13 protein-coding genes are annotated in these 11,321 nt (G+C 63.5%); 7 read left to right on the forward strand and 6 right to left on the reverse strand.

The genetic code is table 11. The features are described 5' to 3' along the window. Positions 1-3 precede the first annotated feature (3 nt). Positions 4-1,428 (forward strand): gamma-aminobutyraldehyde dehydrogenase, encoded by a 1,425-nt coding sequence (locus EI545_RS09775; protein ID WP_125325301.1) that lies wholly within the window; start codon positions 4-6, stop codon positions 1,426-1,428. Between the two features lie 98 nt (positions 1,429-1,526). Here the strand turns inward: EI545_RS09775 and EI545_RS09780 are convergent, their stop codons facing one another. Next, on the reverse strand, positions 1,527-2,282 hold the full coding sequence (locus EI545_RS09780) for a DUF1013 domain-containing protein (protein WP_125327358.1): 756 nt from the start codon (positions 2,280-2,282) through the stop codon (positions 1,527-1,529). Positions 2,283-2,412: 130 nt separating this feature from the next. Between EI545_RS09780 and EI545_RS09785 the strand changes: the two genes are divergently transcribed. Next, positions 2,413-3,051: a ribonuclease T2 family protein gene (locus EI545_RS09785; RefSeq protein ID WP_125325302.1), complete on the forward strand. Its 639-nt coding sequence runs from the start codon at positions 2,413-2,415 to the stop codon at positions 3,049-3,051. 231 nt (positions 3,052-3,282) lie between these two features. Here the strand turns inward: EI545_RS09785 and EI545_RS09790 are convergent, their stop codons facing one another. After that, positions 3,283-4,275, reverse strand: coding sequence for an NAD(P)H-quinone oxidoreductase (locus EI545_RS09790; protein ID WP_125327359.1), 993 nt, complete (start codon positions 4,273-4,275; stop codon positions 3,283-3,285). A gap of 37 nt (positions 4,276-4,312) precedes the next feature. Continuing rightward, positions 4,313-4,984 carry a COQ9 family protein gene (locus tag EI545_RS09795; RefSeq protein WP_125325303.1) on the reverse strand — a complete coding sequence of 224 codons (672 nt, stop codon included), beginning with the start codon at positions 4,982-4,984 and terminating at the stop codon, positions 4,313-4,315. Between the two features lie 108 nt (positions 4,985-5,092). Here EI545_RS09795 and rpsU point away from each other — a divergent pair, with 108 nt between their 5' ends. Further along, the gene (gene rpsU / locus EI545_RS09800) at positions 5,093-5,299 is read left to right on the forward strand and encodes a 30S ribosomal protein S21 (RefSeq protein WP_008027119.1); all 207 of its coding nucleotides are present in this window, start codon (positions 5,093-5,095) and stop codon (positions 5,297-5,299) included. Positions 5,300-5,388: 89 nt separating this feature from the next. After that, positions 5,389-6,402 carry an NAD-dependent epimerase/dehydratase family protein gene (locus EI545_RS09805; protein WP_125325304.1) on the forward strand — a complete coding sequence of 338 codons (1,014 nt, stop codon included), beginning with the start codon at positions 5,389-5,391 and terminating at the stop codon, positions 6,400-6,402. Between the two features lie 158 nt (positions 6,403-6,560). Here the strand turns inward: EI545_RS09805 and EI545_RS09810 are convergent, their stop codons facing one another. Next, on the reverse strand, positions 6,561-7,019 hold the full coding sequence (locus tag EI545_RS09810; RefSeq protein ID WP_125325305.1) for an Lrp/AsnC family transcriptional regulator: 459 nt from the start codon (positions 7,017-7,019) through the stop codon (positions 6,561-6,563). A gap of 158 nt (positions 7,020-7,177) precedes the next feature. Between EI545_RS09810 and ald the strand changes: the two genes are divergently transcribed. Further along, positions 7,178-8,296 carry an alanine dehydrogenase gene (ald, locus tag EI545_RS09815; RefSeq protein ID WP_125325306.1) on the forward strand — a complete coding sequence of 373 codons (1,119 nt, stop codon included), beginning with the start codon at positions 7,178-7,180 and terminating at the stop codon, positions 8,294-8,296. A gap of 62 nt (positions 8,297-8,358) precedes the next feature. Continuing rightward, positions 8,359-8,967 carry a protein-methionine-sulfoxide reductase heme-binding subunit MsrQ gene (locus EI545_RS09820; RefSeq protein ID WP_125325307.1) on the forward strand — a complete coding sequence of 203 codons (609 nt, stop codon included), beginning with the start codon at positions 8,359-8,361 and terminating at the stop codon, positions 8,965-8,967. A 45-nt stretch (positions 8,968-9,012) separates the two neighbouring features. Here EI545_RS09820 and mscL read toward each other — a convergent pair whose 3' ends face one another. Beyond that, positions 9,013-9,435, reverse strand: a complete 423-nt coding sequence (mscL, locus tag EI545_RS09825) for a large conductance mechanosensitive channel protein MscL (protein ID WP_125325308.1) — start codon at positions 9,433-9,435, stop codon at positions 9,013-9,015. A 151-nt stretch (positions 9,436-9,586) separates the two neighbouring features. On the opposite strand from mscL, the gene EI545_RS09830 reads away from it, so the two are divergent. After that, the gene (locus tag EI545_RS09830) at positions 9,587-10,282 is read left to right on the forward strand and encodes a glutathione S-transferase N-terminal domain-containing protein (protein WP_125325309.1); all 696 of its coding nucleotides are present in this window, start codon (positions 9,587-9,589) and stop codon (positions 10,280-10,282) included. On the opposite strand, the gene EI545_RS09835 is transcribed toward EI545_RS09830, so the two are convergent. Further along, positions 10,279-11,223, reverse strand: a complete 945-nt coding sequence (locus tag EI545_RS09835; protein WP_125325310.1) for an L-threonylcarbamoyladenylate synthase — start codon at positions 11,221-11,223, stop codon at positions 10,279-10,281. The two genes, EI545_RS09830 and EI545_RS09835, sit on opposite strands and share 4 nt — an antisense overlap. Positions 11,224-11,321: the final 98 nt, after the last annotated feature.

Consider the following 11,321-nt stretch of genomic DNA (forward strand, 5'->3'; position numbering starts at 1 on the left):
CGCATGGACACCGCACTCCTTATCGGCGCCAGCTTCGAACCCGGACAGGAAACGCCCGAACCGATCCTGAACCCCCGCACCGGTGGTCTGATCCTTGATGTCCCCGAAGCCTCGACCGCGCAGGTGGACCGCGCCGTCGCCGCCGCCCGCAAAGCCTTTGACACATGGTCGCGCACCACCCCGGCAGAACGCTCTGCCGCGTTGTTGCGCATCGCTGACCGGGTTGAGGCCGAAGCTGACGCCTTCGCAGCGCTTGAGGCGTTGAACTGCGGCAAGCCAATCAACGCCGCCCTGAACGATGAAATCCCCGCCATCGTCGATTGCTACCGCTACTTCGCCGGGGCGGTCCGCTGCCAGCATGGCACGGTGGCCGGCGAATATCTGACCGGCCACACCAGCATGATCCGCCGCGATCCGGTGGGTGTCGTCGCCTCCATCGCGCCGTGGAACTATCCGCTGATGATGATGGCGTGGAAGCTTGGCCCCGCCATTGGCGGCGGCAACACGGTGATCTTCAAGCCCAGCGAACAGACCCCCCTGACCGCGCTGAAGATGGCCCGGATTCTGGCCGAGGAATTGCCCGAAGGTGTGGTCAACGTTGTCGCCGGGCGCGGCCAGACTGTCGGCAACTATCTGATCAATCACCCTTTGGTGGACATGATCAGCCTGACCGGCGACGTCGCCACCGGCAAGAAGATGCTGGACGCCGCCGCCAAGACCGTCAAGCGCACGCATCTGGAACTGGGCGGCAAGGCCCCGGTCATCGTCTTTGACGACGCCGATATCGACAGCGTGGTCGAAGGTCTGCGCGCCTTCAGCTTCTACAACGCCGGGCAGGATTGCACCGCCGCCTGCCGCGTCTATGCCGGGAAGAAGGTCTACGACACTCTGGTTGCCGACCTGACCGCCGCCGCCGCCTCGATCACCCTTGGGGCCGAGGATGACACGACAAACGAAATCGGCCCCCTGATCAGCCAGCGCCAGCGCGACCGCGTCGCCAGCTTCGTCAACCGCGCGCGCGAGCTGAACCATGTTCAGGTGACAACGGGGGGTGAGGCGATGGATCAAGGCTTCTACTACCGCCCCACCGTCGTCACCGGAGCGAAGCAGGACGACGAAATCGTCCGGCGTGAAGTGTTCGGTCCCGTCGTGTCGGTCACCCCGTTCAGCGATGTCGATGATGCTGTTGGCTGGGCCAATGACAGCGACTATGGCCTTGCCTCATCGGTCTGGACCCGCGACGTGGGCCGCGCGATGGCCACCGCCGCGCGGCTTCGCTACGGCTGCACCTGGATCAACACCCATTTCATGCTGACCAACGAAATGCCCCACGGCGGATTGAAGCAATCCGGCTACGGCAAGGACATGTCCGCCTACGCGCTTGAGGATTACACCGTGGTCCGGCATGTGATGATCAAGCACGGCTAGGCGCAACAGAAAAGGGGTTAAGGCTTCGCAAACCCCAACCCCCAAGCCATTGATATACCTAATGGTTCATAGGTGTCCCTGCCCGGGACACCCTGGCTTTACCGACGGCGGCCGTTGTCTTCTTCATCCTCGTCATCATCATGCGACCCTGCGGGCAGGTTGAAGAAGCTCTCCGCGTCCGAGAAATTGCCTGCCAGGCTGTCGTCCTTCTCATCCTCGCCAAAGACCTCCAGCCCCGAGGGGACTTTCGGCGCCGGGTCCATGCCCAGCGACTGTTCGGTCGACACCAACTTGCGCCGCTCATCGTCCGACATCACCACACCATCAGCCGCCTTCTTCCGCGCAGCGGCCTGCACGGCGGTATCAAGCTCTGACTGCTTGCAAAGCCCCAGCGCCACCGGGTCGATCGGCTGGATGTTCGAGATGTTCCAGTGGCTGCGTTCCCGGATCGACTGGATGGTGGGCTTGGTGGTGCCGACCAGCTTGCCAATCGCCCCGTCCGACAATTCCGGGTGGAACTTCACCAGCCACAGGATCGCGGCCGGGCGGTCCTGCCGCTTGGACAGCGGGGTGTACCGCGGCCCCCGACGCTTTTCCTCGCCCACCGCAGCGGCGTTGAACTTCAGCTTCATGCGATACAGCGGGTCTGCCTGGGCACGGTCAATCTCGACCGGGTCAAGCTGGTTGTTGGCGATGGGGTCAAAGCCCTTCACGCCACCAGCCACGTCCCCGTCAGCGATGCCCTGCACCTCAAGCTCGTGCAGGCCGCAGAAATCGGCGATCTGGGCAAAGCTGAGGGTCGTGTTGTCCACCAGCCAGACGGCAGTGGCCTTTGCCATGAGCGGCTTTGACATCGACATCGGATCTCTCCTTTACAAATCTTCCGCAGGCCGGGAAAACGGCGGCGGGCGAGGCCCGCGAGTTCCACGTTTTCTGGGAATTCAATCGCCATATAGGGCCTTGCAGCAGGAAGGAAAAGCGGAAATGCGCCGGACGCTGATGACTCTTGCGGCTTTGTTCTGGGCAACCGGCGTCAGCGCACAGGAAGACCGGGCGGGCGACTTCGACTATTATGTCCTGTCGCTGTCATGGTCCGCCGCCTGGTGCGCGCTGGAAGGTGATGCGCGGGACGATCCGCAGTGCGATACGGGCCGGGGGCTGACCTTCATCCTCCACGGACTTTGGCCCCAGCATGAGGCGGGGTGGCCGTCCTTCTGCCGCACGGGCCAGCGTGACCCGTCACGCGCCGAAACGGCCGCTATGGCCGATATCATGGGCGGCTCCGGTCTGGCGTTCTATCAGTGGAAGAAACACGGGCGCTGTTCCGGGCTTTCTGCAACGGATTACTACCGCACGGCGCGCCAAGCCTATGACAGCATTGAAATTCCTGAACTCTTCCGCCAGATCGACCGGTCGCTGACCCTGCCCGCCAGCGTGATTGAAGAGGCGTTTCTGGAGGCGAACCCGGGCCTTGGGCCCGAAGAGATCACCATAACCTGCAAGGATGGCCTGATTCAGGAGGCGCGAATCTGCCTGACCCGTGACCTGGACCCAAGGACCTGCGGTGCGGATGTGATCCGCGACTGCCGTCTTTCGGATGCTGTGCTGGAGCCGGTACGCTGAAAGGGCGGCGGGATCAGTGTGAAATACAGTTCTTTGGGGAAGTCGGGGAAATGGCTTGCTAAAATATCCGGTGCCGGGACAGCTGGGGAACTGTCATTCGGCCTAGTTCTGGATCGAAACAATTGATCCCGCCTGACATTGGTTTACCAAACCCGCCCACAGCTTGCGCGTGAAAGAAACGTTAATCCGTTAACGTGGGGTGAAAGCCGTTCTTAGGGTGCCGCCGCTGCCCTATTCCTCGACGCGCAGGGCGATCTTGCCGACATGGGTGCCCGATTCCAGCCGCCAATGTGCGGCGGCGGCATCGGCAAGGGCGAATTCGCTGTCCATGACGACGCGGAACGCGCCGCGGGCGATCATCGGCCAGACATGGCTTTCGACCGCGTGGGCAATCCGCGCCTTGGCAAGATCAGACTGCGGACGCAGGGTTGACCCGGTAAAGGTCAGTCGGCGGGTCATCACCTCAGCCAGGTTGAGGGCGACCTTCGGCCCTTGCAGGAAGGCGATCTGCACAAGGCGGCCATCATCGGCGAGGGCCTTGATGTTCCGTTCAATATAGGGGCCGCCGACCATGTCGAGGATCAGGTTGGCCCCGCCTTCGGCCTGGATGGCGGGCACGAAATCCGTGGTACGGTAGTTCAACGCCACCTCTGCCCCAAGATCGCGGCAGACGTCGCATTTTTCATCCGACCCAGCCGTCGTGAAGACACGGGCGCCAAGGGCGGCAGCGATCTGGATGGCGCTGGTGCCGATGCCAGAGGTTCCGCCGTGGACGAGGAACCGTTCCCCCGCCTGCAGGCCGCCGCGCATCACCACGTTGGACCAGACGGTAAAGCAGGTTTCCGGCAGGCAGGCGGCTTCCGCCATGGAAAGGCCGGGGGGAATGGGCAGGGCGTGCGCTTCATGCGTAAGGGCGTATTCGGCGTAGCCGCCCCCCGGAAGCAAGGCGCAGACCTGATCCCCGATCTGCCAGCGGCTGACACCGGGGCCAATCTCAACCACCGTTCCGGAACATTCCAACCCCGGCAGGGGCGAGGCGGAGGGCGGCGGCGCATAGGCGCCAGAGCGTTGCAGCGCATCGGGGCGGTTCACCCCCGCATAGGCCACGCGGATGATGATCTGGCCATGGCCGGGCACCGGGACAGGAACCGAACAGGGGTGCAGCACATCCGGCCCGCCAGGGACCGAGATTTCTATAGCAAGCATCGAGTGGGACAGGGACATCATCAGGTCTTTCAAGGCAGGGTATTCGGCAGTCGGATCAGCCCTTGGTGCGGCCGGGCAGGTTGTCAGGCGATCTTGGGGCACGGAGAGTTTCCAGAACCTTTCCGGGGCCTGCGAGAATCGCCTTGCCCAGCGGATTTTCGCGGACAGCCGCTTTCAGCTTTTCGAACTGCATCACCCCATCGATGCGGCGATCCAGAAACTCCCACGTCGCCTGATGCCCGGGTGAGGTGTCGCCCAGCCAGTAAAGGACCGTGGCACCATAGACCGCCGACAGGGTGGCGCGTTTGGTGTACCAGTTCACGTCGGTCGAGGTGTCGCCCAGCGCGGTCCAGATCTTGTCGGCGGTTCCCCAGACCGCCTTCGCCCCGTCGCCTGCGTGCTGCGGCAGGGAGAAAAGCGTGCTGCCACGGCGCACAAGCTCTTGATCTGCAAGCTGAAGCCGGATCTGCACGGCCTTGGCGATGCGGTCGCGGAAGCGCAGGGCGGCAAGGTCGGTTTCCGCCAGAGTTGCCAGCATTTCGGCATCGCCACAGGCGTGATAGGCCAGCGCGAGGTCTACTCCACCGCGCGGGAACAGCGCCTTGCCAAGGCCTGCGGCCACCCCGGCATCGGCCAGGGCTGCCTTCAGTGTGCGGTCGGACCAGCCGTCGAACGGCACATGAACAAGCGCCGCGTCCAGAACCCGGTCTTTGGTGTCTTCGGTCATCCTTACCCCCGCTTCCAGCTTTTGTGGACAAGCCACCCCCCCTTTGTTATAGGGCGCGGGCCTGCACATCATAGTGCAACTCTAACTTAGGAAGGTGGTGACAACCACATGCAGGTCAGCGTCCGCGACAATAACGTCGAACAGGCTCTCCGTGCCCTGAAGAAGAAACTTCAGCGCGAAGGGGTGTTTCGGGAAATGAAGCTTAAGCAGCATTTCGAGAAACCCTCCGTCAAGAAAGCACGCGAACAGGCCGAAGCCGTCCGCCGTGCAAGGAAACTTGCCCGGAAGAAGCTTCAGCGTGAAGGCGGCCTTTAAGGCGTCAGCGACACTGGGGTAGCGATACCCGCCCGATCAACCCCCGTCCGTGAGGCCGGGGGTTTTTCACACCAGCAAGGAGCAGGCAGATGCGCAGCGTTCTGATCACCGGAACGGCCGGGTTCATCGGATTTCATCTGGCACAGCTGATGTTGAAGGATGGCTTCCGCGTCATCGGGTATGACGGGATGACCCCCTATTACGACGTCGCGCTGAAGCGGCACCGGCACCAGATCCTGATGCAGTCCCCCGGCTTTTCCTGCGAGGAAGGGATGCTGGAAGACATGGCCCGACTGCAGGCCCTGTGTGACCGCGAGCGGCCGGATGTCATCATCCACCTCGCCGCGCAGGCGGGCGTCCGCTATTCGCTGGAAAACCCCCGGTCCTATGTGGAGTCGAACCTGATCGGCACGTTCAACATCATGGAATGTGCGCGCAGCCTGGGGGTGCAGCATCTGCTGATGGCCTCCACCTCATCAGTCTATGGCGCGAATACCGAGATGCCCTTTGCCGAAGTGCAGAGGACGGAAACGCCGCTGACCCTTTATGCCGCGACCAAGAAGGCGAATGAGGTGATGGCGCACAGCTATGCCCATCTGTGGAAGCTGCCGACCACGATGTTCCGGTTCTTCACCGTCTATGGCCCGTTGGGGCGGCCCGACATGGCGTTGTTCAAGTTCGTGAAGGCTGCGCTGGAGGGGGACGCGATCGACGTCTACAACCACGGCCAGATGGCGCGGGACTTCACCTATGTGACGGATCTGGTGCGCGGCATCCGCCTGCTGGTGGACCAGCCGCCAGTGCAGCCCGCAACCCCTGAGGACATTCTTCCCGGCGACAGCCTCAGCCCCGCCGCCCCGTTCCGCACGGTGAACATCGGCAACAGCACGCGGGTGCCGCTGCTGGAGTTCATCACGGAAATCGAACGTGCGCTGGGGATCCCGGTGCGCAAGAATTTCATGGACATGCAGAAAGGCGACGTGCCGGAAACCTGGGCCGATTGCAGCCTGTTGAAACGCCTGACCGGCTATCAGCCCGAAACCACCGTCCGCGACGGGGTTACCGCCTTTGTGGCATGGTACCGGGATTACTACCGGGTTTGATATTTGCCGTGCCGTCACAGGCTATGCGCCTCCCCTCCCCCTTGTGGGGAGGGGATGGGGGTGGGGGGCCTTTCGGCAGATGCTGCGAAGCCCCCCACCCTCTCCCTCCCCCACGAGGGGGGAGGGAAGCGCCTTCTCGTGTAGCGTCGGACCCTCTTTCAGACCGCCAGCGCTGTTGTCTTGACCACTGTCCGCAGCGCAAACGACGATTGCATCTGCCGCACCCCCGGCAGGCGCGACAGGAACTGGCGGTGGATGCGGGCGAAATCCTCGGTATCCTCGGCCATGATCTTCAGAAGGTAGTCTGCCGTCCCCGCCATCAGGTGACATTCCAGCAGATCGGGCACCCGGGCCACCTCACGCTCGAAGGCGTCAAGCAGGTCTTCGGCCTGGCTTTGCAGGGTGATTTCCACAAAGACTGTCGTCAGCCGGCCCATCTTGCGGGTGTCCAGAAGGGCCACGTAACCGGCGATATACCCCTCTTCCTCCAACCGCTGGACGCGGCGGTGGCAGGCGGAGGGGGACAGGTTCACCACCTCGGACAGTTCGGCGTTGGTGATCCGGCCGTTCTTTTGCAGCACCGTCAGGATGCGGCGGTCTGTGGCGTCAAGATCCATGTTTTTGGCGATTTCTTCGGCTGAAATGGGTTTAGGTGGTGAAATCTACCGCCAGAGCCACCCCAAGTCACCCAGAATTCAAAGCATTGCCGGTGAAACAGGCAAAGACTGATCCCACAATCAGACAATTCCGGGATCCGTCCCGCAGGGAGAGAATCATGAAGATCGGTTGCCCGAAGGAAATCAAGCCGCAGGAGTTCCGGGTCGGAATGACCCCCGACGCCGCGCGTGAAGCGGTGGCTCATGGCCACAAGGTGATGATCGAAAAAGGCGCCGGGCTTGGCGCGGGCTTTTCTGATGCCGATTACAAGGCAGCGGGGGCCAAGATCGTCGCGACGGCTGAAGAAGTGTTCGAAAAGGCCGACATGATCGTCAAGGTCAAGGAGCCGCAAGCGGTGGAGAGGAAGCGCCTGCGTGAAGGGCAGCTTTTGTTCACCTACCTGCACCTTGCGCCGGACTCTGCGCAGACCAAGGACCTGCTGAAATCCGGCGCCACCTGCATTGCCTATGAAACGGTGACGGATGACCGGGGCGGGTTGCCGCTCCTTGCCCCGATGTCCGAAGTGGCAGGCCGTCTGGCCCCGCAAGTTGGGGCGTGGACGCTGCAAAAGGCGAATGGCGGGCGCGGGGTGCTGCTGGGCGGCGTGCCGGGCGTGCTGCCCGCGAAGGTGCTGGTCATCGGTGGCGGGGTGGTGGGCACCCATGCCGCCAAGATCGCCGCCGGGATGGGCGCGGATGTGACGGTGATCGACCGGTCGATCAACCGGCTGCGCTATCTGGATGATGTGTTCGGCGGTGCGTTCAAGAACGCCTATGCCAGCGCCGGGAACACGATCGCGCTTGCCCGCGAGGCGGACCTGATCATCGGCGCCGTCCTGATCCCCGGGGCTGCAGCGCCCAAGCTGATCAGCCGGGCGCAACTGAAAGAGCTGAAGCCCGGGGCGGCATTGGTCGATGTGGCCATTGATCAGGGCGGCTGTTTCGAGACGTCGAAGGCCACCACCCACCAGGACCCGATCTACGAAGTGGACGGGATCATGCATTACTGCGTGGCCAACATGCCGGGCGCGGTGGCGCGGACTTCGACACAGGCGCTGAGCAACGCCACAATGCCCTTCATGCTGGCACTGGCCGACAAGGGCTGGAAAAAGGCCTGCGCCGAGGACAAGCACTTGCTGGCAGGCCTGAACGTCCACGCCGGGCATCTGACCTATGCGGCGGTGGGCGTGGCCCTTGGCCTTCCCACGATCACCGGTGCCGAGGCGCTGAAACTCTGACATAGATCACGGCGGAAACCTTCCCGTCCCGCGTATATGGGGCACCACAGCAAAGGTGCCCCATGACAATTCTTGGCTACAAGCCCGCGACCTTGATCCTGTGGGTCATCCTTGCCTTGCCCGCACTCCCCCTGATCGGCCCGCTGTTCGGAGACGATGCCCGCGCCTTTCACCGCCTGCTGCACCCGACAGGCGAATGGTCGGCGCGGTTCATGATCATCGGGATGATGGCTTCGGGCCTGATGCTGCTGTTCAAGGGCCGCAGCTGGCCGCGTTGGCTGGTCCACCACCGCCGCGACATCGAGGTTGCGGCCTTCGTCTATGCCGCCTTGCACACGCTGGTCTATGTGATTGACCGGGGCACGCTGGACCGGATCATCGCCGCCTTGCCGCATACCGAAATCTGGACCGGGTGGCTGGCCATGCTGATCTTCATTCCGCTGGCGATCACGTCGAACAACGCCACGCAGCGCTGGCTGCATGCGGGGTGGAAGACGCTGCAACGGCTGGCCTACCCGGCTGCCGTTCTGGTGCTGATCCACTGGGCCGCCCTGCACAACTGGGGCAGCTGGCCCCCGGCAGCAGTGCATTTCGGGCCGCTGGTGGCGCTGTGGGTCTATCGGCTGTGGTACTGGTACCTGCGGCCGCGCGCCCCGGCTGCAACCGCGTAAAGTGGAACCGGGCCCGCAAGATCACCCCTGCGGGCCGCTTTCATGTCACATCGCGCCTTGCTTCTTCAGCGTGGCCAGAATGTCCTGCAAAAGATCAACCTCGGTTGGACCGGCGGGCGCTGCAGGCTCCTCGGCTTTCTTCGGCATGATCTTGTTCATCGCCTTCACCAGAAGGAACACGACCCAGGCAATGATCAGGAAGTTGATCAGCGCGGTGATGAAGGCGCCATAGGCGAATACCGCAGCACCGGATTCCTTGGCGGCGGCCAGCGATGCCGGGTTGGTGCCCGACAAATCGAAGAACATGTCCGAAAAGTTCACACCCCCAAGGATGAGACCGATGATCGGGTTGATCAGATCGCCAACCAGACTGTTGACGATCGCCGTAAACGCAGCACCGATAATGATACCAACAGCCAGGTCCATCACGTTGCCTCTGGCGATGAACGTCTTGAATTCGTTAAGCATAAAACGGTTCCCTCGATGTTGCCCGTCTTGAACGGCGGGCATTTTGATTGCACAGGCGCACAGGCGCGTCGGGACTATTGCACAGCTTAACGGGGTTCCGAACGGGGAATTTTTCCCTAAGCTGCGTCTTGCACGTCACAAGGAGCATGTCTTGTCCAAGCTTGACGATTTCCCGATCACTCGCCGCTGGCCGCCGCGCAATCCTGACGCGATCCAGCTTTATTCACTGCCAACCCCGAATGGTGTGAAAGTCTCGATCGCGCTGGAGGAGACGGGGCTGCCCTATGACGCGCATCTGATCGACTTTGCGAAGAACGACCAGACCAGCGCCGAATTCCTGAGCGTGAACCCCAACAACAAGATCCCCGCGATCATTGATCCGAACGGTCCGGGGGGCCAGCCGCTGGCGCTGTTCGAAAGCGGGGCGATCCTTCTGTATCTGGCGGAAAAGTCGGGCCAGCTGATCCCCGAGGGGAAACGCTGGGAAACGATCCAGTGGCTGATGTTCCAGATGGGCGGCATCGGGCCGATGTTCGGGCAGCTGGGTTTCTTCCACCACTTCGCCGGGAAAGAGGTGGACGACCCCCGCCCCAAGGAACGCTACCGGGCCGAGGCGGAGCGGCTTTTGAAAGTGCTGGATGGCGCGCTTGCCGGGAAGGACTGGATCGTCGGTGACTATTCCATCGCTGACATCGCAATCGGGCCGTGGCTGCGCACGCTACGGGATTTCTACAAGGCGGCGGATATTGCCGGGTGGCACCAGTTGAAGCATGTCCCGGCCTATCTGGACCGGTTCCTTGCGCGTCCCGCCGTCCAGCGCGGGCTGGTGCAGCCACCCCGGTCCTAAGGGCGTGGCGCGGCGGCGCGGCGCAGACGGTCGTTGATCGCGCGGCCAAGGCCGGTCTCGGGCACCGGGGCAAAGGCGATGTGGCCACCGGGGCCGGCCAGACGGTCGGCCTCACGCAGGGTCTGGAACAGATGCGCTGCAGCCTCAACCAGATCGCCGCTTTCGGACAGGGTCAGCGCGCCTTTGACCGGGCCGAAACCGACCAGAATTTCGCCCACCCGGGCCTGCGTCGCCTCCAGCCGCACCCCGGCGGCCGGGGCGTAGTGGGACATAAGCTGGCCGGGTGACGTGGGCTTGTCCGCATCGCCACCCATCCCCAGCGGCCCGCCCAGCGCGGCCTCCAACGCCTCAAGCGGCAATCCTCCGGGGCGAAGCAGCACCGGGTCGGGGTCGGGCAGCACGATGGTCGATTCCAGCCCGACGGCGCAGGGGCCACCGTCCAGCACGGCGGCGATCCGTCCTGAAAGACCCTCCAGCACATGGCTGGCGCGGGTGGGCGACACCCGGCCCGACGGGTTGGCCGAAGGGGCTGCCACAGGCCCGCCAAATGCCCGCAACAGGCGCTGCGCCAAGGCATGTTCCGGCACCCGCACGGCCACGGTCGTCAGCCCCGCCGAGACCAGCGGTGAAATCCCGGCGTCGGCCCGCAAGGGCAGAACCAGCGTCAGCGGCCCCGGCCAGAACGCCCCCGCCAAGGCGCGGGCATTCGGCCCGACGATGGCAATCGCCTCAACCGCCGCAAGGTCGGGCAGATGCACGATCAACGGGTTGAAGCTGGGCCGCCCCTTCGCCTCATACACCTTCGCCACGGCCAAGTCTGACCGGGCATCGGCACCAAGACCGTAGACCGTCTCGGTCGGGAATGCGACCAACTGCCCGGCGCCAAGCAGCCCTGCGGCCTTGGCAATTCCGGCGTCGTCTGGTTCAAGGGTATCGGTCATCGGTCTGACGCAGCGTCCTGCTTGAAGGGCCATGCGAAAGGAATAGCCTGACTTTGGGGCCGTCCATACGGCAGCCCCCCCGCTTTGCCAAGCCGTCC

The sequence above is a fragment of the Tabrizicola piscis genome (assembly GCF_003940805.1).
In the GTDB taxonomy this organism is placed as follows: Bacteria; Pseudomonadota; Alphaproteobacteria; order Rhodobacterales; family Rhodobacteraceae; genus Tabrizicola; species Tabrizicola piscis.

Excerpts from the sequence above, each read along its gene's own strand:
- EI545_RS09775 (WP_125325301.1), top strand. The coding sequence starts at position 4 with ATGGACACCGCACTCCTTATCGGCGCCAGCTTCGAACCCGGACAGGAA.
- EI545_RS09780 (WP_125327358.1), bottom strand. The coding sequence starts at position 2,282 with ATGTCAAAGCCGCTCATGGCAAAGGCCACTGCCGTCTGGCTGGTGGAC.
- EI545_RS09785 (WP_125325302.1), top strand. The coding sequence starts at position 2,413 with ATGCGCCGGACGCTGATGACTCTTGCGGCTTTGTTCTGGGCAACCGGC.
- EI545_RS09790 (WP_125327359.1), bottom strand. The coding sequence starts at position 4,275 with ATGTCCCTGTCCCACTCGATGCTTGCTATAGAAATCTCGGTCCCTGGC.
- EI545_RS09795 (WP_125325303.1), bottom strand. The coding sequence starts at position 4,984 with ATGACCGAAGACACCAAAGACCGGGTTCTGGACGCGGCGCTTGTTCAT.
- rpsU (WP_008027119.1), top strand. The coding sequence starts at position 5,093 with ATGCAGGTCAGCGTCCGCGACAATAACGTCGAACAGGCTCTCCGTGCC.
- EI545_RS09805 (WP_125325304.1), top strand. The coding sequence starts at position 5,389 with ATGCGCAGCGTTCTGATCACCGGAACGGCCGGGTTCATCGGATTTCAT.
- EI545_RS09810 (WP_125325305.1), bottom strand. The coding sequence starts at position 7,019 with ATGGATCTTGACGCCACAGACCGCCGCATCCTGACGGTGCTGCAAAAG.
- ald (WP_125325306.1), top strand. The coding sequence starts at position 7,178 with ATGAAGATCGGTTGCCCGAAGGAAATCAAGCCGCAGGAGTTCCGGGTC.
- EI545_RS09820 (WP_125325307.1), top strand. The coding sequence starts at position 8,359 with ATGACAATTCTTGGCTACAAGCCCGCGACCTTGATCCTGTGGGTCATC.
- mscL (WP_125325308.1), bottom strand. The coding sequence starts at position 9,435 with ATGCTTAACGAATTCAAGACGTTCATCGCCAGAGGCAACGTGATGGAC.
- EI545_RS09835 (WP_125325310.1), bottom strand. The coding sequence starts at position 11,223 with ATGACCGATACCCTTGAACCAGACGACGCCGGAATTGCCAAGGCCGCA.